Origin of the sequence: Kitasatospora sp. NBC_01250 (assembly GCF_036226465.1) — a bacterium.
GTDB lineage: Bacteria > Actinomycetota > Actinomycetes > Streptomycetales > Streptomycetaceae > Kitasatospora.
This window is the reverse complement of sequence record NZ_CP108476.1, coordinates 1,040,234-1,065,276: the sequence shown is the minus strand read 5'-3', so window position 1 is coordinate 1,065,276 and position 25,043 is coordinate 1,040,234. Positions and strand designations below refer to the sequence as shown.

Here is a 25,043-nt window from a genome sequence, read left to right as displayed (position 1 = left end):
GGTACACCCCCATCCTGCGAAGGAGCATGGTGTTGCCACAATGGGAACTTCAGCACGGAATCATTGACTGAAATGGAATGATGCTGGTGAACAGCCCGGATCCGTCCCTCGACGCCAACCTCGCCATCGCGCTGGACGCCCTGCTGGCCGAGCACAGCGTGACCCGGGCCGCCGCCCGCCTGCACACCTCGCCCGCCGCCATGAGCCGCACGCTCGCCCGCCTGCGCCGCACCCTGCAGGACCCGCTGCTGGTCCGGGCCGGGCAGACCATGGTCCCCACCCCGCGCGCCCAGGAGCTGCGCGAGGAGGCCGCAGCCGTGGTGCAGCGCCTGGGAGCGCTGCTCAGCCCCGGGACCGGGGTCGACCCCGCCGTCCTGCGCAGCACCTTCACCCTGCAGACCGCCGACCTGGTCGGCGCGGCCCTGGCCCCCGGACTGCTGCGCCTGGCCGAGCAGGAGGCGCCGGGGGTCTCGTTCCGTCTCCGGGCCGAGGAGTTGGAGGCCGGCCCCGCGCTGCGCGACGGCCGGATCGACCTGGAGGTCGGGTCCATCGACCATGCGGACCCCGAGACCAGGGTCGAGGAACTCGTCAGCCTCCGGATGGTGGCGGCCGTACGGCCCGGCCATCCGCTGACCGAAGGACCCCTGACCCCGGCCCGGCTCGCCGCCGCCCAGCACGTCGCGGTCAGCCGCCGCGGCCGGTTCACCGGCCCCCTCGACACCGCCTTGGCCGCGCAGGACCTCGGGCGGCGGGTCGGCATCGTCGTCCCCAGCCACCTGGCCGCCATGACCCTTGCCGCGCGCAGCGACTTCGTCTGCCTGGTACCCGCCGCACTCCCCGGCGCCGCCCCCTCGCCGCTCACCGGCGACGCCGTCGCCCTCGGACTGCACCTGCTGGACATCCCGCTGGCACTGCCGCCCGTGACCATCGGCATGGCCTGGCACCCCCGCCATACGGCCGACCGGGCCCACCACTGGCTCCGCAACGCCGTCCGCCGAACCCTGCGCACCCCCGGGAGTCCGACCGGCTGATGCCGGGCCGCTGACGGTGGCGCAGGTGGTCAGCGGGGGCGGTGGGCGATGACGGCGAACATCGTCACGGACAGGAGGAAGGCGCCCTGCTCGGCGGCGGAGGCGAGGTCGGCGCAGAGGCGGTCGCGCTGCTCCTCGGTGATCAGGTTCCGCCCGAGGGCCGCGGTGCCGAGTCCGTGGACGATCGGCCAGCTGACCGAGTGCGGGTCGTGCACGAGGACGTCGGAGCCGAGCTCGTCGACGGTCAGGCCCGCTGCGGCCAGCCAGCCCGCCAACTGGCGTCCGGCGTCGGGGGTGGCGGCGGTGCCCTGGGTGACGGCGGCCAGCGCGGGACGGACCTCCGGAGCGGCCGGGTGGAGCACGAAGGTGGCCCAGTCGGTGTCGAGCAGGGCCACCCGGGCGCCCGGGCGCAGCGCCCGGGCGATCTCGGCGACGGCCCGCGCCGGATCGCTCAGGTGCTGCAGCACCCGCTCGCACCAGACCACGTCCAGGTCGGCGTCGGGCAGCGGCAGTGCGAGTGCGTCGCCGTCCAGGAACCGGGCCGGGCTGCCGGCGTCGGCGGCCCGCTGCTCGGCGACGGCGCGCAGACCGGGGTGGGGTTCGAGGCCGGTCGCGACGCCGCCCGGGGCGACCGCCGCCGCCAGCACCCTGGTCTCCGAGCCGGTGCCGGAGCCGACGTCCACCGCCCGCTCGCCGGGTTGCGCGGCCAGGTGCGTGTGCGCCCATGCGCGCAGCCCGCGCACGCCGGGGTTGGCGGCCTGGGCGTCCAGCGCGGCGATCAGCCGCTCGGTGACCTCGGGGTCGGCGTTGGCCGCGTGAAACGCCGATGTGGGGCGCGAGTTGGTCATGGCGCCGACTATAGGCGGGCGCGTGCTTCGGGAACGGGGATCTCTCTGTCAGTCCCCCGCACTGGGGAAGCTGGCCGGACGGTAGTGGGGCTGCTGCTGGCGGAAGGTCCGGGCCAGGTGGTGCTGCAGGCGGACGTGGCGGAACTGGTAGACCGCGCCGGTCTGGCGCAGCACGCCGCGGTGGTAGGCGTCGTCCAGGAAGGCCACCGTGTCCCAGGGGAGTCTGCCGGTCAGCGGCAGCCAGACCCGGGACAGCAGCGCCCACTGGCCCCAGGCGGTGAAGGCGAGGGCATAGGAGGCGGCACCGCCGATCCCGGCGACCGCACCGATCAGCAGACCGTCCGACAGTCGCCAGGTCAGGTGCCCGAGCACGCCGTCGAGCAGGACGACGACCAGCCGGCCGCCGGTGGCCACGATGAGGGCGAACAGCGGTGCCAGCACCAGGACCTGACGGCCCACCGTGGCACGGTTGGCCGCGAGCAGGCTGACCGGGGTGGCCGCGGAGGTGACGTCCACGGGCGCCTCCAGCGCGGAGGTCAGCCCGAAGACCAGGGCGGCCGCCAGGCCGAAGATCAGCCCGAAGCAGAGCATGTTGACGAGCGTGCCGTTGATGACGTCGGGATCGCTCAGCGGGAGCCCCCAGGACAGCGCGCGCTCCAGGCTGATCGCGCACGCGTAGCCGACGCCCATCACGGAGCCGCCGAGCAGCCCGTCCCGGAACCGGACGGCGAAGGTGCGCAGCGGGCGGCGGCCGACGCCGCTCCGGGTGCCGGGCAGCCGCCAGCGCACCTGGGCCGGTTCGAAGACGGCCCCGCCGCCGTAGAGCATCATGGCCGCGTACACCAGGCCGAAGGCCAGGCCGGCGACCGGGCCCATCAGGATCCCCTGGAGCAGCACCTCGCCGATCCCGAGCCCGGTGAGCAGCAGGGAGAGCAGCCAGTCGGCCAGTGTGACGCACAGCGTGGTGGCCAGCACGACGACCAGCAGCCGGGTCGAGCGCCGCAGCGAGTCGCCGATCCGCCACCAGGCGAGGTCCTGCTGGTCGTGGTCGAGCCGGACCAGGTGGTGCGAGAGGTGGCCGAGCCACTGCTGGGCGCGCTGCGGCTCCCAACGGTGCGGCCGGCGCGGGCCCGTGGCCGCGGCCTGTTCGGGAACGCGGCGCCGGTAGACCGCCGGGACGAAGCCCGCCAGCAGGTGCTCCTCCAACGACCTGGCCGTGGGGAAGCGGGTGGCGTCCAGCAGTTCGGCCGGATCCCGGTCGGGCGTCCCGCTGTACATGGTGCGCGCCAGGATGACCATGAGCGGGGTGGTCAGCACCTCCGCGAGGTTGGCGCCCGCCGGGGTGTCACCGGCGCGCACGGCGGCCAGCACGCCCTCCCAGAGCGCCCCGCGCCCGCCGGTCCCGGGGCCGGCGCCGTGGGCCACCTCCCGGACGGTGCGCGGCAGGTAGCCGGCCAGGTCGTCCGGCGCGAGATCGGTCAGCTCGATGCCGGCGGCCCAGACCAGCGGTGCGCGGGCCGCCTGGACGGCCTCGGCGAACTCGGCCCGCCGACTGGTCAGGACGAGCGGCAGCGAGGTGGCGTTGAGCGCTTCCAGGGCCTCGCAGCGCAGACCCTCCGCGATCTCGTCGAACCCGTCGAGCACCGGCAGCACGAGGTCGGCGTCGACCAGCGCGGCGGCCAGCGTCGAGCCGGCGGCGCTGCGGCGGGCCAGGTGGGGGTGGTCGCGCAGCAGCCGGGCGATCAGCCAGTCCCGCAGCGAGGTGGTGGTCGGGTCCCAGGCCCCGAGGCTGAAGACGACCGGTACCCGGCCGGGTGCGGCCCCCGCCCCGATGAAGTCCAGCACGAACCTGATGGTGAGGATCGACTTGCCCGAGCCGGCCCGGCCGAGCACCACCAGCCGCCCGGAGGAGATCCGCCGGTAGACCTCCGCCACGCTGCGCAGGTCGCCGCTCAGGTCCACCTGGCGCGGCACCGCCCCCGGCCCGAGGCGCTGGATGTTCTCCGAACGGTCCGTCAGACCGGCCGGCGCCGGCTGCCAGCGCACCGGCAGCGGGAACGGGTCGTGCACCTGGCGCTGCTCCTCCTCGCGCCGCCAGCGCCGCCGGATCTCGCGCGCCAGTTCCTGCACGGTGTCGGCGAGCGCGGCGGGGACGTGGACGGGCGGGGGCGGCGGCACGGGAGCCGGTGCGGGGTGCTCGGACGGGGACGCGGACGCGGGCCCCGACGCGGGCGCGGACCCGGACGCGGGCAGCACGCGTGCAGATGCGGGCGCTGCGGGCTCCGGTGCGGCTGCCTGGGGCACCACCACGGCCGACGCCGCCCCGGACGGCGCCCCGGACCCCGCCCCGGCGACCGCGTCCTGCTGCTGCGTTCCGGTGAGCGTGGCCGCCAGCCGCTGGCGGTCCTCCGGCCCGACGTCCAGGGCGTCCGCCAGCAGGTTCACCGTGCCCAGCCGGTGATCGGCGGATCTGCCCGTCTCCAGCCGGCGGATGGTGCGGACGCTCACCCCGGAGCGCTCCGCCACCTGCTCCTGCGTCAGTCCCGATTGGTGGCGCAGTCGGCGCAACAGAGTGCCGAGCTGATCTGTCACCGGGTCAGCCTTCCTACTTGCCGGTACGGCCGCCGGTGAGCCTACCGTGACGGCCGGTCACCACCGGCCGGTCACCACCGGCCGGTCACCGATGGCCGGTGCCGTGGCCTGTCCGCCGAGCAGCACGGACGTGACGATCGACGGCGGGGTGGCCGCGTGGGCCGATGACGATCCCCACGTGGCGACGACCGAGGGAGCCGGCATGGCCTACCGCTACTGGTGCGGTGAGTGCGGTTTCAAGACGCCCTGGCTCAGCCAGGCCCAGGGCGAGCAGCAGCAGATCGAGCACTACGCCAGGCGCCACCCCGGCATTCCGCCCGGCGGCCACGTCGAAGCGAACCGAAGAAGGCCGAACGGAGGGCACGGCTGCCTCCCGCTGATGGTGATCGCCGTGCTGCTGCTGATCCTGGCGGCCGTCCGCCGCCGCCCGCCGGGGCCGTCGGCCTGACCGTCCGCCGGGGCCGTCGGCCTGACCGCGCGGCGGCCGCCACCGCCGACCAACCACCGCACACCGACCGGCCGGTCGGCCTCGCACCCAGGTGTCGAGGCGGGCGGCCGGCTCATCGAAGGGAACCGACAGGTGTCCGACACGAAGCTGCACAAGGTGATCAGCCGCTGCACGGCGGTCCTCGGGGTCGCCGCGCTGGCGCTGGCCGGCGCCGCCGCCGTACCGAGCCCCGCGCACGCCGACACCCCGCACCACTACTACGTCGAGATCGGCGGCACCGGTTCGGCGGTGGACGGTCCCGCCTGTACGTCCACCTACACCTACGCCAACCAGCACCTGGACGGCGGGATCCCGGTGCCGGTCTGCTACCCGGCCAGCGGCGGCCCGTTCGTCGGGAGCCACAACGAGATGCCGGCCCCGCTCGCGCCGAGCTTCGCCGACAGCGTGCAGCAGGGCTACCAGAACGCCCTGACCACGCTGCAGAACACCTACCGCGCGGACCCCACCGCCCGGTTCACCGTCGTCGGCTACTCCCAGGGCGCCTGGGTCGGCGACCTGCTGCTCCAGACGATCTCCGCCAACGGCACCACTGTGCCCCGCTCGCAGGTGGACGGGATGCTCTACTCCGACCCGAGGCAGCCCGGCACCGGCTTCTGGCACCTGCTCCCGGCAGGTGTCCCGCTGCCGCTGGTCGCGGTCTCCCCGGGGACCGGCCCGGTGGACTTCCCCGGCGTGCCGGTGCAGCGCTTCTGCATCCACACCGACGGCATCTGCGACGCGACCGGCCTGGACTCCTTCGCCGGCTTCCTCCAGCAGCACCCGCGCTACTGGCAGGACGGCAACGTGATGACCCGGACCATCGCCCAGGACGGCGGCAGCGGGATCGTCTGGCTCCCGGCCGAGGCCTGACCGGGGCTCGACGCGGGGGAGCGGGGCGACGGCCGGGCAGCGCGCTCCGGCCGCCGTCCCCGTGCTTCCGCACCGCATCAGCGACACCCACCTCGAAACCAGCGGTACCGACCTCGAAGGAGATCAGGATGTCCGTCACACCCCGCCCCGAGGGCGAGTTCACCCGGCGCTCCGTGCTCGGCGCCGGCCTGGCCCTGGGCGCCGGCCTCACCGTGGGCTCCGGCCTGCTGCGCGCCACGCCCGCCGCCGCGACCAACGGGATCGGCCAGACCGGCGCACCGCTGTGCCAGCAGCCCGGCGACTCCGCCGCCCGGGTGGGGCTGGGCAGCGGCGACCTCGGCATCCCCTACTACCGGGAGCACGACAAGACCTGGGGCTACGTCTTCGGCGACTCGAACGACGCGAACAACGGCTACATCGGCTCCCCGGTGATGCTCAACCAGGCGACCTTCGACCGCTCCGGGGCCACCCCGATCGGGTTCACCTACGCGATGCCGAACGGCAGCGCCGACCAGCTGTTCCACTACACCCACGGGGTCGACAACGGCTACGGGGTGGAGAGCACCCGCATCCCCAACGACTGCATCGAGTTCGGCGGCCGGACCTACCTCCAGTACACCTCGGTGCACAACGGCATCGGCAGCTCCGACCTGCCGCCCGGCGAGGACGGCTCGTTGATGTCCGGGGTGGCCTACTCCGACGACTTCGGCGTGACCTGGACCGACTACCCCTACCACTGGGACGGCCAGTACCGCGGGGTGAACCAGTCCATGTACGGGATGTGGTCCTTCGCCGGCATCGACCCGGACGGCTGGCTCTACATCTTCTCCAAGCGCTGGAACGGCAGTCACAAGAACACCGCCGACCAGGGGGCGATCCAGCTGTTCCGGATCGACCCGGCTGAGTTCCGGGCCGGCAACTTCGGCGCCCAGCAGAACTGGGCCTACAACGGCAGCGGCTGGTACTGGGCCACCGACGGCACCCCGCCCACCCCGCTCTTCGCACCCGGCAACAACATCGGCGAGTTCTCCGTCAAGCGGATCGGCAACACCTACTGCATGAGCTACCTCGACCTGGTGGACGGCTCGATCTGCACCCGCACCGCCCCCAGGCCCGACGCGGCGTGGTCCGCGCCGACCCCGCAGATCGTCGCGAACACCAGCTGGCCGCCGAACCACTGGCTGCGCCCGCAGCTCGACAGCCTGTACGGCGGCTACATCCACCCGGGCAGTGCGAGCGCCACCTCGCTGACGCTGATCGTCTCGCAGTGGACCCCGCAGGGCGCCTACCGGGTGCTGCAGTACGACGGCATCCGGCCGTAGCACCCGTGCCCGCGCCCGCTCCCGTGCCCGCAGGTGCTCCCGCGCGGAGCACGACCGTCGATGCGAAGGAACTCCCGTTGAAATTCGGCATCCTGGCCAGGGCGCTGACCTGCGTCCTGGCCCTCCTGGCCGCCGCCCTCACGGCGGCTGCACCGGCCACCGCCGCCACGGCCTCCGGTGACGGCGGCAGGACCGTGCGGTACCACGGCGTGAGCCTGCGGGTGCCGGCCGCCTGGCCGGTCGTCGACCTGGACCGGGCGCCCGGCAGCTGCGTGCGGTTCGACCGGCACGCCGTCTACCTGGGCCGTCCCGGGGCCGCCCAGGACTGCCCGTCCCACCTGCGCGGACGGAGCGAGGCCGTGCTGGTCCAGCCGGCCGCCGCGGGCACCGCCCAAGGCGCCCGGGCGGACACCGCCGCCCACGAGATCACCGTCACCACCGCGCAGGTGACCGTCACCGCGACCTACGGCACCGACCGCGCGGCCGTGCAGGCGATCCTGGACAGCGCCGGCCTGCCCCGTCCCGGCCGGGCACCGGCGGAGCCCGCCGCCCCGGCCGGCCGCGCGGCGGGCGCGGCGACGAACGCCGCCGCCAGGCCCGCTGCGGTGGGCCCGGGCAGCACCAGCTTCACCGGCCAGGGCTTCGACCCCTGCGAGGCCCCGAGCTCCGCCGTCATGGGCAACTGGCTGAACTCCTCGCCGTACGGCGCCATCGGTCTCTACATCGGCGGCGTCAACCGCAGTTGCGACCAGCCGAACCTGACCGCCGACTGGGTCGCCCACCAGGCCGCGGCCGGCTGGCACTTCTTCCCGCTCTACGTCGGCTACCAGGCCCCCGGCGCCTGCAGCGGCTGCGCCACGATCCCCTCGCCCGGGCAGGGCACGTCCGACGCCGACGACGCGATCGCCCAGCTCTCCTCCCTCGGCTTCCCCGCGGGCACGCCCGTCTTCATGGACTCCGAGGCCTACGCCCCCGCGTACAACGGCACGGTGCTCGACTACCTGTCCGCCTGGACCACCGAGTTGCACGCCCGCGGCTACCTGTCGGGGGTGTACGGCAGCACATGGGCAGCACGATCGCCGACCTGGTGGCCAACTACACCTCCGCGCCGATGCCGGACCTCATCGACTTCGCCTCCCTGCCGGGGGACGGGAGCACCAGCACCTCGGACCCGGCGATCCCCGACGACGAGTGGGCCGGTCACCAGCGCATCCACCAGTACACCAACGGTCATGACGAGACCTACGGCGGTGTGACCATCAGCCTGGACTCCGACTACCTCGACGTGCAGCCGGCGGCCCCCGGCGGCGGCTGGGACGACTTCGGCGACGGCCGCCAGAACCCGGCGGTCGGCCGGGAGGCGAACGGCGCGATGATCGCCTTCGCGGTCTCGCCGGACCAGCAGTCGCTCTCCTACCGCGAGCAGTCGGTCCCCTCCGGCGGCTGGGGCGCCTGGCAGCAGCTCGGCGGCCCGGTCGGCGGCCTGCCGGTGGTCGGCCGCGATCCCGACGGACGGCTTGAGCTGTTCGTGCTGGGCCCCGGCAAGAAGAACATCGCACACATCTGGCAGACCGCTCCGTCCGGCGGTTGGAGCAGCTGGGACGCCGGCTTCGGCGGCCCGGCGGGCGGCCTGTCGGTGGGTCGGAACGCGGACGGCCGCCTGGAGGTGTTCGCGGTGGCGCCCGACCTCGGCTCGATCTCGCACATCTGGCAGACCGCGCCGGGCGGTGGCTGGAGTGCCTGGAACGGTGACGGCGACGGTGCCTTCGGTGGGCCGGCGGGTGGGGTGCCGGTGGTGGGTCATGAGGCCGACGGGCGGATGGCGGTCTTCGTGCTGGGGCCGAACGGTTCGTCGGTGGCGGAGCGTGAGCAGGTGGCACCGTCGGCGGGCTGGGGTGCCTGGAACGGCTCGTTCGGCGGCGCGGCCAGTGGCGTGACGGTCGGTGAGAACGCGGACGGCCGGATGGAGGTGTTCGCGCTCGCTCCCGGTGGCGCGAACATCTCGCACATCTGGCAGACCGCGCCGAACGGCGGTTGGAGTGCCTGGAACGGTGACGGCGACGGTGCCTTCGGCGGGCCGGCGGGTGGGGTGCCGGTGGTGGGTCATGAGGCCGACGGGCGGATGGCGGTCTTCGTGCTGGGGCCGAACGGTTCGTCGGTGGCGGAGCGTGAGCAGGTGGCGCCGTCGGCGGGCTGGGGTGCCTGGAACGGCTCGTTCGGCGGCGCGGCGGCGACCGTGAACGTCAGTCACAACGCCGACGGCCGGATGGAGGTGTTCGCGCTCGCTCCCGGTGGCGCGAACATCTCGCACATCTGGCAGACCGCGCCGAACGGCGGCTGGAGCGCCTGGAACGGTGACGGCACGTTCGGCGGCCCCGCCTGGACCGGGGCGTGAATCCGGTGCGTCCGGTGAACCCTACGAGAGGAGTCGTTGAGACCATGAGGTCCACGTCCACCCACCCCGGACAGCCCCCGAGCCGGCGCGGCCCGGCAGCGGCGGTCCGCGCCCTGCTGACGGCCGTGGTGCTCGTCCTCGCCCTGGCGGGCACCGGCCTGGCCGGCGCCGGCCACGCAGCGGCGGATTCGGTGCTCGGCGGCCGGATCACCCGCAGCGAGATCATCTCGCGAGCCCAGTACTGGGTGGACAACCAGCCGGGACCCTACGACTCGAACGCCTACTCACCCGGCCCCGGCGGCGACTTCGACTACCGCCGCGACTGCTCGGGTTACGTCTCGATGGCCTGGCACCTCAACACCAACGCCTGGACCGGGTCGCTGTCGGACAGCTTCTCCACCGAGATCGCGCGCGGCGACCTGCGCCCCGGCGACGTCCTGGACGACTACAGCGACCACGTGCTCCTCTTCGACCAGTGGCTCGACGCCAACGGCGGTTTCTCCTACTACACCTTCGGCGCGACACCGGTCCAGCACCTGACCGCCAACATCAACGACGCCTCGCTCGACGGGCACCCCAACAGCGCCTACACCGCCCGCCGTTACAACAGCGTCATCGAGGACAGTGTCGCCAGGCCGCACCCCTACCCGTCCGGCCGCGTGGTGTCCGGCCGGGACGCCGACGGCCGGCTGGAGACCTTCGCGGCGGGCCCGGACGGCGTCTGGCACACCTGGCAGACGGCGGTCAACGGCGGCTGGTCGGAGTGGACCAACGTGGGCGGTCCGGCCGACGCGCAGCTGGCGATCGCGCCGAACCAGGACGGCCGGCTCGAACTCTTCGCGGTGAACGGCTCCGAGCTGGACCACAGCTGGCAGAACGCGCCGAACGCCGACTGGTCGGCCTGGTCCCGGCTGGGCGGCGGCGGGACCAGGATCGCGGCCGGCAGCAACGCCGACGGCCGGATCGAGCTGTTCGCCTCCAGCGCGGCCGGCGTCTTCCACACCTGGCAGACCGCGCCGAACAGCGCCTTCGCCGACTGGGCGGGCGTGGGCGGTCCGGCCGACGCGCAGCTGCAGATGGAGAACGCGCCGGACGGCCGGCTGGAGGTGTTCGCGCTCTCGGCCACCACCTTCGGCCACCTCTACCAGAGCGCGGTCAACGGCGGCTGGTCGGCCTGGGAGGACTTCGGCGGCGGTGGCACGGGCCTGACGGTCGATCATGACGCCGACGGGCGTCTGGAGGTGTTCGCCTCCAGCGCCGCCGGAGTGTTCCACCGATGGCAGACCAGCTTCACCACCTGGTCGGACTGGGCCGCCACCGGCGGCGGGGCGACCGGCTCCGAACTCTCCTCGGCGCGGTCGGTCGACGGCCGGATCGAGGTGTTCGCGATCAACGGCAGCACCGCCACGCACCTCTGGCAGACCGGCGTGAACGGCGCCTGGTCCACCTGGGAGACCTTCGGCACCGGCGGCACCGGGATCACGGCGACCGACAACCAGGACGGCCGGATCGAGGTGTTCGGCACCAGCAGCACCGGCGTCCACCACCGGTGGCAGACCGGCTTCAGCACCTGGTCCGACTGGGCCTGGGTGAACTCCACGCCGGGCCCGTCCATGGCCTGAGCCCCGACCGGACGGCCCTGCGGCGCTGCGGCCCTGCCACGCGAACCCCGCGCGGCAGGGCCGCTCCGTCAGTTGTCGCGCGGGTACTGCCCGGTACGCGGTACGCGCTCGCGCTAGTGTTCGTGCGTGAGCCTTCACGTCGTCATCGGATTCGGGCCCGCCGGGGCCGCCACCGCACGGCTGCTGGCCGACCAGGGGCACGAGGTACGGGTGGTCACCAGGTCGGGCCGAAGCCCCGAGCCCGGCATCGAGCACATCGCGCTGGACACGACCGACAGCACGCGCCTGACCGAGGTGGTGCGGGGCGCGGCCGCGGTGTACAGCTGCGCGGCGCCGCCCTACCACCGCTGGGCGAGTGACTGGCCGCCACTGGCCTCCTCGCTCTGCGCGGCGGCCGAGGCCGGTGGGGCCGTCCTGGTGATGCTCGGCAACCTCTACGGCTACGGCCCGGTGGACGGTCCGCTGACCGAGCGGCTGCCCCTCGCGGCGACCGGCACCAAGGGACGGGTGCGCGCCGCCCTGTGGGAGCAGGCCCGGAGCCTGCACGAGCAGGGCCGGATCCGGGCGGTCGAGCTGCGGGCCTCGGACTTCTTCGGGCCCGGCGTGACCGACGGCGGACATCTGGCCGCGCGGGTGATGCCCCGGCTGCTGCGCGGCAGGCCGGTCTCGGTGCTCGGCGATCCGAACGCCGCGCACAGCTGGAGCTACCTCCCCGACGTGGCCCGGGCGTTGGCGGAGCTCGCGGGCGCGGAGCAGGCCTGGGGACGGGCCTGGCACGTGCCGACCGAGCCCGCCCGCTCCGCCCGGGAGATGGTCGACCAGCTGGCCGCCGAGGCGGGTACGGGGCCGGTCGCGGTGCGCGGGCTGCCCTCGGCCGTGCTGGGCCTGGCCGCGCTCTTCTCCCCGCTGCTGCGCGAGTTGAAGGAGGTCCGCTACCAGTTCGAGGCGCCCTTCGTGATCGACGCGAGCGCTTACCAGGCGGCCTTCGCGGTGCGGGCCACGCCCCTCGACGCGCAGGTGACGGCGACCGTGGCGTGGTGGCGCGCGCGCCTGGCCGCGCCGCGCCGGACGACCGGCTGAGCGCCTGGCCGTCCCGCCCCATCACCAGTCCGAGCCACTGACCGTCCGACCCATCAGCCGTCCGACCCACTGGCCCGCCGCAGCTCGCGGCGGGCCTTCTCGTATGCGACGAAGCGGTCCACCGCCGCCGGTGGGCAGGCGCGAGCGTGTTCCGGTCGGCGTTCGGAGGGTTGACGTGGCCTCGGCACGGGGCGAAGGTGTCAGCAGCAAGGCCTGACATGCGACGTGTGATATTGCACAGTGATGTCCGGGCCTCGCTGTTCCGTGTCGCCGGGCGGGCGGGCCGGCCCCTGGATCCTCCGCAGTCGGGGCAGGCTCAAGAAATGTATGACGCGTGACATTGTACTGTCACTCGTCTGGTGGCAGGATGCACGTCAACCCCCCTGGCGTCACTTGATGTTCAGTCAACTCCCCCCACAGGAGAAGGGCTTTAGCAGTGCGTCTGCGCATACCGCTCCCCACCCTCATGGCCGGTGTCGTCGCCGGCTGTGCCACCGCCGCCACCCTGCTGCCGGCGCCCGCGCTGGCCGCAGCGGCACCGGCCGCCGCCCGGCCGCCGGCCGCGACCGCACCCGCGGCCGCCGCCTCCGCCGTCCCCAAGCCGCTCGGGCCGACCGTGGCCGCCGGATCCGACGACTTCGCCCCCGCCGCCGCCCCGCTGCCACCGGCCCTGCTCGGCCAGGCCGTGATGGGCCAGCCGGCCGGCACGGCCGTGCAGACCACGCCGCGTCCGGCCGCCTCCGCGCCCGTGCCCGCCAAGCCGAAAGCGGCCCGCGCCAATGGTGCGAAGGACACCCAGAGTTGCACCCCGGCCGACTTCGGCAGCCGGACCGGGTCCGGCCTGGTCTCCTTCGTGGAGGGCTCGACCACGGACTGCGTCAACACGCTCTTCAACGTCACCGGCACCGACGCGGGCAACGTCTTCAAGGAACCGCAGATGCTCTCCGTCGCCCAGGCGTTCCAGAGCCTGGCGGCCGACTACACCGGCGACGACTCCACCGGCATCTGGCAGCTCGTGCTCTTCCTGCGGGCCGGCTACTACGTCCAGTCCTACAACGCCGGCGCCGTCGGCAGCTACGACGCCGCGCTCACCAGTGCGACCAAGGCCGGACTCGACGCCTTCTTCGCCGGGCAGCACTGGACCGACGTCAACGACAACAACGGCAGTGTGCTGTACGACGTGCTGGTGCTGACCGACAGCGCGAACCTGCAGGGCGACTACCTGAAGGTCTACAAGCAGGTCCTGAGTAGCTACAACAACTCCTACAACGCCTTCCCCAAGCTGGTGAACGCGGTCAACTCCGTGCTGTCGGCGCCGTTGTGGCGGGGCAACTACAACCCGGACTTCGTCACCGCGGTCACCGCCGACCCGAGCATCCTGGGCACCCTCAGCACCTTCGCGCTGGGGCACGAGGACCTGCTCACCGGCCCGAACGCCTTCCTGGACGAGAACGCGGGCAACGACCTGGCCCGGATGTCCGGCGACAACGCCACCATCGAGGCGGCGGCCAGGCCGCTGGTCAAGGCGGTGCTCGACTCCGCCCGGATCACCGGCAGCACCGGCCCGCTCTACGTGCACACCGCCTACCAGGCGGACGCCTTCGACGGCGCCCAGTGCTCGTACTACAACACCTGCGACCTGCCGGCGAAGCTGACCGCCGCGATCCTGCCCGACACCCTGGTCTGCGACAACCGCACCATCGAGACCGAGGACCTCTCACCCGCCGACCTGGCGGCGGTCTGCACCAGCCTGCGCGGCGAGGACACCTTCTTCCACAACATGGTCAAGGACAACGGCCCGGTCCCCGGCCAGTACGACAAGACCATCACGCTGGGGATCTTCGCCAACCAGGCCGACTACGTGAACTACTCCTGGGCGATCTTCGGCAACTCCACCGACAACGGCGGCCAGACCGTCATGGACCCGACGGACCCGACCAACCAGGCCGTCTCGGTGATGTACCAGAAGTCCTGGAACGACGGCTTCACCGCCAACGTGTGGAACCTGAACCACGAGTACACGCACTACATGGACGGCATCTACGACATGAAGGGCAACTTCACCACCGAGACGTCCGTCCCGGACATCTGGTGGATCGAAGGGGTCGCCGAGTACGAGTCCTACGCCTACCGCGGCACCACCGACACCCAGGCGATGCAGGAGGCGGCCAACCACACCTACAAGCTCAGCACGATCTTCCAGAACACCTACGACAACTCGGACTCGACCCGCGTCTACCCGTGGGGCTACCTCGCCGTCCGGTACATGTTCGAGAAGCACCCCGCCGACGTCACCAACATGCTGAACCACTTCCGCGCCGGTGACTTCCAGGGCGCCTACGCGGTCTACAACAGCATCGGCACCGCCTACGACGCCGACTTCGACAGCTGGCTCACCAGCTGCGCCGCCGGCGCCTGCTACGCCGAGGGCCCGACGGCGCTGTTCGACGCCTCGGTCAACGGGGCCACGGTCAGCCTGAGCGACAAGTCGGTCGAGACCGCCAGTTCGGACAGGATCACCTCCTGGCACTGGACCTTCGGCGACGGCACCTCCTCCGACCAGCAGAACCCGACCCACACCTACGCGGCGGCCGGCACCTACACGGTCGCCCTGACGGCCACCGACAGCAGCGGCAAGAGCGCCAGCACCCCGGCCTCGGTCACCGTGACCACCGGTGGCACCACCACCCTGCCCACCTGCACCGACGCGCGCACCGACGCGATGGGCCAGAACTGCTCCCGCTCCGGCCGCGCCGAGAGCGCCGGCAACCTGGACTACCTGTACATCTACCTGCCGGCCGGCACCACCACGCTGAAGGTCTCGACCTCCGGCGGGACCGGCAGCGCCTCGCTCTACTACGACCCGAACACCTGGGCCTCGCCGAGCACCTTCACCGCCTCGTCCACCACCCCCGGTAGCACCGCCCAGTCCCTCACCGTCACCAACACGACGGCCGGGTACCGCTACCTCAGCCTCTACGCCAACACCGACTTCAGCGGTGTGACGGTCAGCACCCAGTACTGACCCGGCGCCACCTGGGCGGGCACGGCGACGGCGGCGGCCGTGGCCGTGCCCGCCCGGCGTTCCCCGGCCCCTGACGGACCGTCAGTCCGGGGCGGGGTGCCCGGCCGCCCGCGCGGAGGTGTCCACGCGGTGGCCGCCCGCCGCCGCGGACCTGCGATCATGGGGGCATGGTGGAACGAATCATCGCAGCGTGTGACGGAGCGGCCAAGGGCAACCCCGGGCCGGCGGCCTGGGCCTTCGTGGTGGCGGACAGCGCGGGCGTCCCGCAGCGCTGGCAGGCCGGCGCGCTCGGGCACAGCACCAACAACATCGGCGAACTCACGGCGCTGGAGCAGCTGTTGGCCGCCACGGATCCCGGCACGCCGCTGGAGGTCCGGCTCGACAGCACCTACACCCGGGACGCGGTGACCAAGTGGCTGGCCGGCTGGAAGCGCAACGGCTTCAAGACCGCCGCCGGCAAGCCGGTGGCCAACCGCGAGCTGATCCAGCGCATCGACGCCCTGCTCCAGGGCCGGGACGTCACCTTCGTGTACGTTCCGGCCCACCAGGTGGGCGGTGACCCGCTCAACGCGATCGCCGACCAGGCCGCCAGCGACGCCGCCCGCTCCCAGCAGAACGCCGGCGGCACCGCGGCCGACCTCCCGGTGCCGGACCCGGCCGCCGCCACCGCCGCGCCGCGCGCCGCCCGGTCCGGCGCGTCGTCGGGCGGTGCGTCGGGTGGTGCGTCCGGCGCCAGGCGCGGCTCCGGCGGCGGCTCGCGCACGCTGGCCGCGCGGTTCCCCGGCACCTGCCCGTGCAGCCGCCCGTACGGCAAGGGCGACACGATCACCAAGGTCGGCAGCAGCTGGGGACACCCGGAGTGCGCGACGGCGCAGCCGCGGGCCTGACCCGTACCCGAAAAGCTGGGGTGCCGCCCCGGGATCCCGCCGACCGGGCGGGGCCCTGGGGCGGCCCGGCACGGCGGCGCGGTCGGGGCGGCGGTGCTGGTGGGAAGACGCGCAGGGCGTCCTTCTCCGTGCGGCGGCAGGGCGATCGCATACGCGTGCCGCGGGCGGTATACCAGCCGGGTGGCGCAGCCCCTGCTGGCGCCCCGGGCGCGCAGGGCGCAGCGTGGAGGAGGACACCCAGGCGAGCGAGGTGATGGCGGTGGCGGGACAGGAAGGCGCCCTCGGACCGGAGGGCACGCTCAAGGTGGTGGTCGGCGTCGACGGCTCTGCGTCGTCGCGGGCGGCCGTCCGCTGGGCGATCGGCTACGCGAAGCTGATCGGCGCGGTGGTCGAGGCCGTGGGGGTGGTGGAGCTCCCGATGAACTACGGCTGGTCGGCGCCGGTGGTCGACACCTCGCTCGACGAGGACACGGCCCAGCGCAACTTCCGCCAGGAACTGGACGCCGTGCTGCCCGCCGCGCTGGGGGAGGGGCAGCCGGTGGAGGTGCGGGAGCTGCTGGTGCGCGGAAACCCGGCCGAGGCGCTGATCGAGGCTTCGCGGGACGCGCAGGTGCTGGTGGTCGGCAGCCGCGGTCACGGGACCTTCGCACGGGCGATGCTCGGCTCGGTCAGCCAGCGGTGCGCGCAGCACGCGCCGTGCCCGGTGGTGATCGTCCGGCCGGGGTAGGCCCGAGTAGGCCCGGGTGACCCCGAGCAGCCGAGACCGGGAGGAGCGAACGCCATGACCAGGACCCACCCCAGGACCGACCCCGCCCGCCGGTTCGCCCGCCGCTGGCCGGCCGTGGTGAGCGTGCTGCTCGTCGTGGCGGCACTGGTGCTGCTGATCGTGCTGCTGGCCACCTTCCCGCTGTCGTCCAGCTGAGCCGCGCTCGCGACGGCGGGTGGTGGCCCGTGCTGCTCAGGTGCTCAGAGGGACAGGCAGGGTTCCCCGATCTTGTCGAAGTGGCCGTTGACGCCGTCCCAGCCGACCACGCAGTAGTTGCCGGCGTCGGCGTGCACCCGCCAGGAGGACCCACCGGCCACGTCGCCGGCCCCGAACGTGCCGTCCCGGCCGTTGAGTTCGTGCCCGCTGGGCTGGAGCAGCTGGAAGTGGCCCGTGAAGGTGCGGTCGTAGGCCCACGCCTTGACGGTCACCGTGCCGGTGGAGCCGTCGATGGCCATGCAGACGTCGCCGTTGCAACCGCTGTTGTCGCGGAGCTGGGCGGGGGCGACGGTGGCCGAGGCCGTCGGCGCCACCACGGTCGTGCCGGCCAGCGCCAGTGCCGCGGCCGCCAGGGACAGGATGCTGGAACGCACGGGTCTCCTCCGTTGCTCGGTGTCGTGCTCGATGCCTTGCACGATGGCTGAAGTGGCCCTGCGCCATGGGCCGCAGGGCGTTGCCACCGTAGCGAGCGACACCGCCGCCACGGGGTGAGGCGCACCAGGCGCGCCGTGGTCGGCGGCCCTACATCACCCGTCCGTGGAACGGGGCACCGAGCAGGCGGAGAGCTGGGAGCAGGCGCAGCCTCAGGGCACCGGGCGCACGGCGGTGGGGGAGAGCGAGTCCTGGTGCCCGGTGGTGGCGAGCATCCGTATCTCGCCCCGGTCGCTGATCTCGGCCCGGACGGCGCCGCTCGGGTCGGCGTAGATCGGGTGGCCGCCCGGCCCGGTGGCGCCGGTCGGGCGGACCGTGACGACATCCTGATCGTCCTCGCCGGGGCCGTGCGGGTCGTGGGCGAAGACGAGTTCGTAGGCTTCGGCCATCGGAGGCCTCCCTGATCGGCTGAGGGCTGTTCGACCTGGCCGATCGGCTCGGACTGATCGGCTCGGGCGGTGCCCGGGGCGCGGGTCCCTCTAGCCACGGTAGTGCCCGGGCCGCGCTCCTGGGCTGTGCTGCGCTGCACCGGGCTGCGGGGCCGGGCCACGGGGCAGGGCAGCCGGAGCGGCTACGCGCTCCGGTCGGTGAGCGGGTGTCGCGCCCGGCTGACGGCCTCGCGAACCGCCAGGGCCGGGCTGGTCAGGACCGGGACCGGGAGGTCGGCGAGCAGGGCGGCGGCGGGTGCCATCGAGGCCTGGGCGAGGAGCACCACGTCGACGGCTCCGGCCGCGGCGCGGACCCGGTCGGCGACGGCGGCGTGGTAGCCGGGCAGGTCGCCGGCCTCGAAGAGCGGCCAGGCCGCCGGGCAGGCGATCTCGACCACGCGGTCGCCGGCACCGACCTCGGCCAGCAGCGCGCGGGTCGGGGCCAGGGTGGACTCGACGGCGTACCCGACACCGATCCGCGGATACCGGGCGGCGGCCTCGGCCATCGGCCGGTCGATCCGCACGACGTTCGGGGCGGCCTGCTCGGCGGCCCCCGCGATCGTCGAGCAGGTGCAGACGACCACCTCGGCCCCGGCGGCGCCCAGCTCGCCGAGCCGGGCCCGCAACCCGTCCTGGTAGGGCCGGCCCGCGCGGGCGTCGGCGAGCAGGCCCGGGTCCACCACGTGCCGGTCGGCGATCCCGGGGGCGAGTTCGCGCAGCAGGGCGCGGAAGGCGGGCACGTGCACGTCGGCGGTGTGCAGGAATCCGATGGTGGTCACGCGGCCCATGATGCCGTACGGGCCGGGGCGGAGACCCGTCCCCGGCGGCCTGTCCCGGCGTCCCGTCCCCGGCGGGCCGTCAGGTGCGGGCGCCCTTGGTGTAGCGGCCCGGGGTGGTGCCGATGACGCGTTTGAAGTGCCGGGTGAGGTGCGCCTGGTCGTAGAAGCCCGTGGCGGTGGCCACCTCGCGCGGCGGCTGCCCGTCCAGCAGCAGGCGGCGGGCCAGGTCGACCCGGCGGGAGACCAGGTACTGGTGCGGGGCGATGCCGAAGGCCGCGCTGAAGGCGCGCACCAGATGGGCCGGGTGGGCGTGCAGCAGACCGGCGGCCCGCTCCAGGGTGAGGCCCTCGACCAGCCGCTCGTCCAGCAGCTCCCGCAGGCCGCCCGCGATGCCGCCACCGCCCTGCGGCTGCCCGAAGGCCGGGCTGGGGCGCAGGTGGCCGCGCAGCCGCTCGCCGATCAGGGCCAGGCGGCTCTCCGCCTCCAACTCCTCGCCCCGGTGGGCGAGGGCCGTGTGCAGGCGGGCGACCCGGTCGCGCAGCAGCGGATCGGCGAGGTCCGGGCCGTCCACCGCCGCACCGATGAACCGCTCGTCCAACTGCGTCATGTCGAGGTACAGCACGCGCTTGCGGAACCCCTGCGCGGTGGCGGGTGAGCCGTTGTGCGGCACCTGCGGCGGCAGCAGGCTCACGGTGCCGTCCGGGGTGCCGTGCCGGTGGCCGTCCAGGTCGTAGCGGACCGCCCCGTCGTCGACGATCAGCAGCGTCCAGGCGTCGTGGACGTGCATCGGGTAGGCGTGCTCGGTGAAGCGGGCGTGGAGCACCTCCACGACACCCGGGACCGACGGGTGCCAGGCGGTGAGCTGTGCTGCGGTGCGTTCCTGTCCCGGTGCCACGCGAGGAACGTACAAGACCGCGGAGCCGGGCACCCGGCAGTCTCGGTGCATGAGATCCACGAACGAGACCGAGTCCGCCAGCGCCAGCGCCCCCACCAGCGCCACCGCCCCCACCAGCGCTACCGCCGTCGGCGAGGCCGCCGCCGCCCCCGTCCGCTTCGACACCAGGATCGCCGTGCTGCTCCGCGACGACCTGGAGCCCTGGCAGCGGCTGAACGTGACCGCCTTCCTGGTCAGCGGGCTCGGCACGGTGGCCCCCGAGGTGATCGGCGAGCCGTACCGGGACGCCGACGGCACCGGCTACCTGCCGATGTTCCGCCAGCCCGTGCTGGTCTTCGAAGGGGCGAAGGAGACCCTGGCCGCCGGGCACGCCCGTGCGCTCTCCCGTGCGCTGCCGGTGGCCGTGTTCACCTCGGACCTGTTCGGCACCGGCAACGACCGGGACAACCGGGCGGCGGTGCGGGCCGTGGGCCGCGACGGACTCGATCTCGTGGGCATGGCCGTGTACGGGCCGCGCAACGCCGTGGACAAGGTGCTCAAGGGGGCGCACATGCACCCCTGAGTCCGCGGCGCCGCCGCGGTGGCCCCACCCCCGTGCGGGCCACCGCGGCGGCGCCGTGCCGGCGGTGGTGCGTGCCGCCAGGTGGGGCGAGGGTACGGGCGCCTGGCGCGCCGGGGTACCCCGACGCGTGCACAGCGCCGGCCGCCGCGGGTACCACCGATGCACATCCGCCCAGGTGGGGACAGGTGGGCGGGATCGGCCGGGGGCGTCAGTGCGGCTCGGCCGCTGCCTCCTTCGACGGCCCGATGGCGCCGACGGCCAGCAGGCTCAGGACCAGGTCGTGCGGGCCCGAGGGGGAGAGCAGATCGCGTTGCAGCAGCCGGTCGGCGGCCTTCAGGTGGTCGCGGACCGTGTCGGGGTAGAGCCCCAGCCGGGCAGCCGCGCGCTCCACCCGGGTGTTGCAGCCGACCCAGGTCAGCAGGGTGCGCCGCAGGTCACGCCCGTCCTGCGCGAGCGGGGCCAGCCACCGCTGCGCCCAGCCGCGCGCCGGGTCGGCGGCCAGCAGCCGCGCCAGCGGGACGGGCCGCTCGGCGAGGGTGCCGCTCGGCGGCTCGGACGCGGTCTGCAGCTGCAGGGCGAGGTCAAGCCGGGCGCGGGTCAGCACGTCGCCCAGGTCCAGCGCGAGCAGGGCCGCCGCGCGCTTGCGGGTGCCCGAGACCGTGTTGCGGTGCCGGCCGGTGAGGCGGGCCGCGCCCGTCACCCCGAACTCCAGGACCAGCCGCAGGGTGTCGAGCAGCGGTTCGCGCTCACCGCGGGGCAGCGCCAGGGCCGGCCCCAGCAGCGCGTCCGCCCACGGCCGGGCCCGCTGGTCGAGCACCTCCACCAGCTCGATCCGCGCTCCGCCCAGGGCCACCCGCTCGGCCAGCTGCCGGGCCACCGCCAACGCCCGTGCGGCGTCCCGGTAGGACTGCGCGGTCGCTGCCAGCGGTGCGGTGCCGCTGCCGCCGAGGTAGCGGTCGGGGCGGGCGGCGACGACCCCGCGCAGCCGCGCGCGGACGGTGTCCCAGTCGGCGCCCGGGCGGGCGTCGCCGTGCACCGGCGCCACGATGATCACGTTCCCGTCGTAGACCGGGCAGCGCACCACCAGCGCCGCGCCGACCGTGGCCGCGCCGCACTCCGCCACCGCGCCCTCGCGGTCCTCGGGCCGCCCTTGCAGGATCAGCACCCGAGCCTGCTCGGCGTCCAGCAGCCCGGGGTCGACGCTGGCGGCGGTCCGCTGGGCCAGCAGCAGTTCACCGCCCATCAGCATCTGCAGCACGCCCACCCGCGCGGCGGCCAGCAGCCGGTGCGCCCGCAGCTCCCGGGCGTTCGCCTCCCGGAGCCGCAGGAGCAGCGGCAGCAGGTCGGCCGCACCGGCCATCGCGTGCGTCAGCCCCGGGTCGAACGGTGCCGTCCGCCGCACGGCCAGCACCGGGCGCGGCGGGTGCGGGCCCACAGGCAGCAGGCGCAGCTGCCCGGAGCCGAGGTCCAGGCCGGCCGCGTCCAGCTCGCCGGCGCGGACGCGGGCGATGCTCGGTGCGGCCTCCGGCGGCAGCTCCCGGGCCCCGGCGGGTGCCTGGGCCGTCGGGGCGCCGGTGGCGGCGATCAGCGCGACCTCGCCGGCGACCGTGCGGGCGAGCCAGTCCAGCACCGCCTGCACCTCGCCGTCGACGCCGGTACCCTCGCCGTCACCGCTGCCGCCGTGCATGCCCTGACCGCCGTGCCCGCCCTGCCCGCCGTTGGCTTCGGACCGGCCGCGCAGCCGGGCGAGAAGTTCGCCCGGCAGCCGGGCACCGGCCTGCGCGGCCCGGTGGCGCTCGTCGCTGACGGCCTGCGCGACCTGCGGCCAGTCGACGCCCTCGGGGACGGCGAGGAGCGGGAGCGCGACCCGCTCCGCCGCCGCGGCCAGCACCGCCGGCGCCGACCGGCCGTCAGGACCGGCCGGGCAGGCGAGCCCGGCCACCCGCCGCTCCGTCAGCCGCCGGAGCAGCAGTTCGGCGCCCACCGGGTCGAGCGTCCCCGCGGCGCCGGGCGGCAGCAGCACCAGCACGTCCCGCAGGTCCAGCTCGGCCGACGGCAGTGCCAGGCTCGCGTCCAGCGGTCGCACGCCGCGCACCGGCCGGTCGGCGAACCGCTCGGGAACGCCGCTCGGCCGGGCCGGACCCAGCGAGCGGCTCAGCGAGGACAGGGTCGGGCCGGCCACCGCCGCCCCCGGCCGGACGCCGGGAGCCTCGCCCCCGCCCGCAACGCCCACGTCCACCGGCACATCGGCGTCCACCGGCACATCAGCGTCCACCGGCACATCGGCGTCCACCGGCACATCCACGACCCATGATCCCCTGGCTCGAGCCACAAGCGGCGTCCGCACGTACGACCCGCCCCTCCCGCATGCCGCCCACCGGGTCGATGGCGGCAGCCCAGCCTGCTCCGGAACCGGCCGCCGACGCAAGCCCGGGAGTGCGGGCGGGCAGGCCGCCGCAGGGCCGGCGGCGTGCGGCCGGACTCGGCCGTGCCCTCGAACGCGCCTTCGTCTAGCACGACTTCGCTGCACCCGGTGACGCTTCCCGGGACAGACCCCTCGCACGAGCGAACCTGGCGGCGATGCCGGTACGACAAGTCCGGGGCGTGGCAAGTCTGGTGCCAGCGCCGGTCCGGCCGATCGGGGCGGCGGGGGCGTGGGGCGGCTGGTCCGCACTGCCTGCCACTGGTGTGCGAAATGACTGGAACGACCCGAAAGAAAGTGTCAAATCAGCTTTGGTGCAAGAGTTTTGAGATTTAGTCAGAAATATTCCGAACCGGCTATGCTGCTCGCCGCCGGAGCCGGTTCCGATCCGTCCCTCCCCGTACGCTTCGATCGCTCTTGAGGATGCTGAATGCTTGCTGGAACGTCACCCGGAAGCCGGCGCTCCGCTCCCGTGCTCGTGTGGCTGCTGCCCACGGTCGTGACGGTGGCGGCGGCCGTCCTCGCCGCCTCGGTGGTCTCCCCCGACGCCCGCGAGGGCGTGGTCTGGTGCGGAGTGCTGGCCGTCGTGGGGGTGGTGGCGGTGGCCGTCGAGACCGCGCGCCGGGGGCGTGCGATGGTGGGGCTGCGCGAGCGGGCCGCGCGGCTGGAGCAGGAGCTGCGCCACCGGCTGGCCCGGCAGGAGAGCGAGACGCTCCGGCTGGCGAGGACCGACCTGCCCGACGCGGTCGCCCGGCTGCAGCGCGGCGGTTTCATCGAGGACGTGCTCAAGGTCTACCAGGCCCACGACCCCGCGGTGGGCGCGGAGTTCCAGGCCGCCCGGCTGGCCGTGCTGCGCTCGGTCCTGGAGGCGGTCGACAACGAGGAGAACATGCGCGAGTCCGCGCAGCGGGCCTTCGTGAACATCGCCCGCCGGGTGCAGGCGATCATCCACCGGCAGGCCCAGGACCTGCGGGAGATGGAGGACCGGCACGGCAACGACCCCGCCGTCTTCGACGACCTGCTGCGCCTGGACCACGGCAACGCGCTGGTCGGACGCCTGGCCGACAGCATCGCCGTGCTCGGCGGCGCCCGCCCCGGGCGGCAGTGGAGCAGGGCGGTGCCGCTGTACAGCGTGCTGCGCGGCGGCATGTCGCGGATCCTGGAGTACCCGCGGGTCGAGCTCCACCCAGTCTCGGCGGTGGCCGTGGTCGGACCGGCCGTCGAGCCGCTCATCCACGCGGTCGCCGAACTGCTGGACAACGCCACCCGGTACTCCCCGCCGCAGACCAAGGTGCATCTGACCGCCGCCGAGGTGCAGACCGGCATAGCGATCGAGATCGAGGACGGCGGCCTCAGCCTCAGCGAGGAGGGCCGGGCCCGCGCCGAGCGGATGATCGAGGAGGCCCGGGCCGGCATCGACCTCAACGACCTCGGCGAGACCCCGCGGCTCGGCCTGGCCGTGGTCGGCCGGCTGGCGAAGGCCTACGGGTTCCAGGTCTCGCTGCGCCCCTCCGCCTACGGCGGCGTGCGCGCGGTGCTGATCGTGCCGCAGGAGTACCTCACCACCGCGCCCGCCACCGGCCTGGCCCACGGCATCGGCGTCACCGGCGGGCCCCGGGACGCGACGGGGACGCGGCGGCGGTCGGCCACGCTGCCGGGCTTCTCGGCCCGGCCCGCCTTCGGCACCACCGCGGCGGCCCGGCCGGGGCCGTCCCACCAGGACGACGACGTCCCGGTGGTCACCGAGCGCACCGCGAACGGCCTGCCGCAGCGCCGCCGGCACGCCGCGCCGTTCCGGATGAGCACGGGCCAGGCACCCCGGACCAGCGCCGCCGGGACCCCGAAGGCCGCCGAGCCGGCCAAGGAGGTCCAGCCCGGTCTGTGGCTGGCCGCGTTCACCGAGGGCGTGAACGGCCACACCAGTAGCGAAGAGTCGGCAGAGAAGGGCGAGCAGTGATTCAGCAGCGGACCAACATGGACTGGATGCTCAAGGACCTGGCGGACAGCGTCCCGTGCCTCCGTCACATCATCGTGCTCTCCGCCGACGGCCTGCGGATGGCCCAGCACGGCACCTGCACCGACACCGCCGACCGGCTGGCCGCGGCCTGCGCCGGCCTGCAGAGCCTGGCCGCGGCGGTGGGGCAGGAGTTCCCCGAGGGCGACGGCCGGATGCGGCTGGTGGTGATCGAGGTGAGCGGCGGCTTCTTCTACCTGATGGCGGCCGGTGCCCGCGCCTTCCTCGCGGTGCTGGCCGACGAGGGTGTGGACGCCGGCCTGGTGGGCCAGCGGATGCGGGACCTGGTCGCCCGGATCGGCGAGCACCTCAGCACGCCCGCGCGCAAGGGCGAGGTCGCGTGAGCCGGCGGTGCGGACCGCCGAGCGTG

The 25,043-nt window shown here is 74.2% G+C and carries 21 protein-coding genes; 14 read left to right on the top strand and 7 right to left on the bottom strand.

The window, feature by feature from the left end; all coding sequences use genetic code 11:
- Positions 1–77 precede the first annotated feature (77 nt).
- Positions 78–1,031: a LysR family transcriptional regulator gene (locus tag OG500_RS04810; RefSeq protein WP_329576910.1), complete on the top strand. Its 954-nt coding sequence runs from the start codon at positions 78–80 to the stop codon at positions 1,029–1,031.
- Between the two features lie 29 nt (positions 1,032–1,060).
- Here the strand turns inward: OG500_RS04810 and OG500_RS04805 are convergent, their stop codons facing one another.
- A complete protein-coding gene (locus OG500_RS04805; protein ID WP_329576907.1) occupies positions 1,061–1,879 on the bottom strand; it encodes a methyltransferase domain-containing protein in 819 nt (272 codons plus the stop codon).
- 48 nt (positions 1,880–1,927) lie between these two features.
- On the bottom strand, positions 1,928–4,471 hold the full coding sequence (locus tag OG500_RS04800; RefSeq protein ID WP_329576905.1) for a helix-turn-helix transcriptional regulator: 2,544 nt from the start codon (positions 4,469–4,471) through the stop codon (positions 1,928–1,930).
- 46 nt (positions 4,472–4,517) lie between these two features.
- On the opposite strand from OG500_RS04800, the gene OG500_RS04795 reads away from it, so the two are divergent.
- The 10 genes from OG500_RS04795 (at position 4,518) to OG500_RS04750 (ending at position 17,081) form a co-directional block, all read left to right on the top strand.
- Positions 4,518–4,919, top strand: a complete 402-nt coding sequence (locus OG500_RS04795) for a hypothetical protein (protein WP_329576902.1) — start codon at positions 4,518–4,520, stop codon at positions 4,917–4,919.
- 132 nt (positions 4,920–5,051) lie between these two features.
- On the top strand, positions 5,052–5,828 hold the full coding sequence (locus tag OG500_RS04790; RefSeq protein ID WP_329576899.1) for a cutinase family protein: 777 nt from the start codon (positions 5,052–5,054) through the stop codon (positions 5,826–5,828).
- A 128-nt stretch (positions 5,829–5,956) separates the two neighbouring features.
- Positions 5,957–7,150: a DUF4185 domain-containing protein gene (locus OG500_RS04785; protein ID WP_329576896.1), complete on the top strand. Its 1,194-nt coding sequence runs from the start codon at positions 5,957–5,959 to the stop codon at positions 7,148–7,150.
- A gap of 77 nt (positions 7,151–7,227) precedes the next feature.
- Positions 7,228–8,406: a DUF1906 domain-containing protein gene (locus OG500_RS04780; RefSeq protein ID WP_329576893.1), complete on the top strand. Its 1,179-nt coding sequence runs from the start codon at positions 7,228–7,230 to the stop codon at positions 8,404–8,406.
- Between the two features lie 1,183 nt (positions 8,407–9,589).
- Positions 9,590–11,167 (top strand): hypothetical protein, encoded by a 1,578-nt coding sequence (locus tag OG500_RS04775; RefSeq protein ID WP_327065088.1) that lies wholly within the window; start codon positions 9,590–9,592, stop codon positions 11,165–11,167.
- 126 nt (positions 11,168–11,293) lie between these two features.
- Positions 11,294–12,247 (top strand): NAD-dependent epimerase/dehydratase family protein, encoded by a 954-nt coding sequence (locus OG500_RS04770; protein ID WP_329576890.1) that lies wholly within the window; start codon positions 11,294–11,296, stop codon positions 12,245–12,247.
- Positions 12,248–12,683: 436 nt separating this feature from the next.
- On the top strand, positions 12,684–15,272 hold the full coding sequence (locus tag OG500_RS04765) for a collagenase (protein ID WP_329576887.1): 2,589 nt from the start codon (positions 12,684–12,686) through the stop codon (positions 15,270–15,272).
- A 167-nt stretch (positions 15,273–15,439) separates the two neighbouring features.
- The gene (locus OG500_RS04760; RefSeq protein WP_327065085.1) at positions 15,440–16,159 is read left to right on the top strand and encodes a ribonuclease H family protein; all 720 of its coding nucleotides are present in this window, start codon (positions 15,440–15,442) and stop codon (positions 16,157–16,159) included.
- 253 nt (positions 16,160–16,412) lie between these two features.
- The gene (locus OG500_RS04755) at positions 16,413–16,886 is read left to right on the top strand and encodes a universal stress protein (protein ID WP_327071448.1); all 474 of its coding nucleotides are present in this window, start codon (positions 16,413–16,415) and stop codon (positions 16,884–16,886) included.
- A gap of 54 nt (positions 16,887–16,940) precedes the next feature.
- Positions 16,941–17,081: a hypothetical protein gene (locus OG500_RS04750; protein ID WP_327065084.1), complete on the top strand. Its 141-nt coding sequence runs from the start codon at positions 16,941–16,943 to the stop codon at positions 17,079–17,081.
- 44 nt (positions 17,082–17,125) lie between these two features.
- On the opposite strand, the gene OG500_RS04745 is transcribed toward OG500_RS04750, so the two are convergent.
- The 4 genes from OG500_RS04745 to OG500_RS04730 all read right to left on the bottom strand — a co-directional run bounded on the left by OG500_RS04745 (position 17,126) and on the right by OG500_RS04730 (position 19,675).
- Entirely contained in the window at positions 17,126–17,515 is a 390-nt protein-coding gene (locus OG500_RS04745) for a hypothetical protein (protein WP_329576883.1), read from the bottom strand.
- Positions 17,516–17,725: 210 nt separating this feature from the next.
- Positions 17,726–17,962, bottom strand: coding sequence for a DUF6296 family protein (locus tag OG500_RS04740; protein WP_327065082.1), 237 nt, complete (start codon positions 17,960–17,962; stop codon positions 17,726–17,728).
- A gap of 182 nt (positions 17,963–18,144) precedes the next feature.
- Positions 18,145–18,780: an arylsulfatase gene (locus OG500_RS04735; RefSeq protein ID WP_327065081.1), complete on the bottom strand. Its 636-nt coding sequence runs from the start codon at positions 18,778–18,780 to the stop codon at positions 18,145–18,147.
- Between the two features lie 79 nt (positions 18,781–18,859).
- Positions 18,860–19,675: an AraC family transcriptional regulator gene (locus OG500_RS04730; protein ID WP_442906997.1), complete on the bottom strand. Its 816-nt coding sequence runs from the start codon at positions 19,673–19,675 to the stop codon at positions 18,860–18,862.
- Positions 19,676–19,724: 49 nt separating this feature from the next.
- Between OG500_RS04730 and OG500_RS04725 the strand changes: the two genes are divergently transcribed.
- Positions 19,725–20,237: a DUF2000 domain-containing protein gene (locus OG500_RS04725; RefSeq protein ID WP_329576877.1), complete on the top strand. Its 513-nt coding sequence runs from the start codon at positions 19,725–19,727 to the stop codon at positions 20,235–20,237.
- Positions 20,238–20,445: 208 nt separating this feature from the next.
- On the opposite strand, the gene OG500_RS04720 is transcribed toward OG500_RS04725, so the two are convergent.
- The gene (locus tag OG500_RS04720) at positions 20,446–22,542 is read right to left on the bottom strand and encodes a helix-turn-helix domain-containing protein (protein ID WP_329576874.1); all 2,097 of its coding nucleotides are present in this window, start codon (positions 22,540–22,542) and stop codon (positions 20,446–20,448) included.
- A 547-nt stretch (positions 22,543–23,089) separates the two neighbouring features.
- On the opposite strand from OG500_RS04720, the gene OG500_RS04715 reads away from it, so the two are divergent.
- The gene (locus tag OG500_RS04715) at positions 23,090–24,616 is read left to right on the top strand and encodes an ATP-binding protein (protein WP_329576871.1); all 1,527 of its coding nucleotides are present in this window, start codon (positions 23,090–23,092) and stop codon (positions 24,614–24,616) included.
- Complete coding sequence (locus OG500_RS04710; protein ID WP_327065076.1) at positions 24,613–25,017, top strand: roadblock/LC7 domain-containing protein; 405 nt, start codon at positions 24,613–24,615, stop codon at positions 25,015–25,017. Before OG500_RS04715 ends, OG500_RS04710 begins: the two co-directional genes overlap by 4 nt.
- The last annotated feature ends 26 nt before the right edge of the window (positions 25,018–25,043 follow it).

What these genes read in the sequence shown, in the direction of transcription:
- OG500_RS04810 (WP_329576910.1), top strand. Translation starts at nt 78, where the DNA reads ATGATGCTGGTGAACAGCCCGGATCCGTCCCTCGACGCCAACCTCGCC.
- OG500_RS04805 (WP_329576907.1), bottom strand. Translation starts at nt 1,879, where the DNA reads ATGACCAACTCGCGCCCCACATCGGCGTTTCACGCGGCCAACGCCGAC.
- OG500_RS04785 (WP_329576896.1), top strand. Translation starts at nt 5,957, where the DNA reads ATGTCCGTCACACCCCGCCCCGAGGGCGAGTTCACCCGGCGCTCCGTG.
- OG500_RS04775 (WP_327065088.1), top strand. Translation starts at nt 9,590, where the DNA reads ATGAGGTCCACGTCCACCCACCCCGGACAGCCCCCGAGCCGGCGCGGC.
- OG500_RS04760 (WP_327065085.1), top strand. Translation starts at nt 15,440, where the DNA reads ATGGTGGAACGAATCATCGCAGCGTGTGACGGAGCGGCCAAGGGCAAC.
- OG500_RS04755 (WP_327071448.1), top strand. Translation starts at nt 16,413, where the DNA reads ATGGCGGTGGCGGGACAGGAAGGCGCCCTCGGACCGGAGGGCACGCTC.
- OG500_RS04750 (WP_327065084.1), top strand. Translation starts at nt 16,941, where the DNA reads ATGACCAGGACCCACCCCAGGACCGACCCCGCCCGCCGGTTCGCCCGC.
- OG500_RS04740 (WP_327065082.1), bottom strand. Translation starts at nt 17,962, where the DNA reads ATGGCCGAAGCCTACGAACTCGTCTTCGCCCACGACCCGCACGGCCCC.
- OG500_RS04725 (WP_329576877.1), top strand. Translation starts at nt 19,725, where the DNA reads ATGAGATCCACGAACGAGACCGAGTCCGCCAGCGCCAGCGCCCCCACC.
- OG500_RS04715 (WP_329576871.1), top strand. Translation starts at nt 23,090, where the DNA reads ATGCTTGCTGGAACGTCACCCGGAAGCCGGCGCTCCGCTCCCGTGCTC.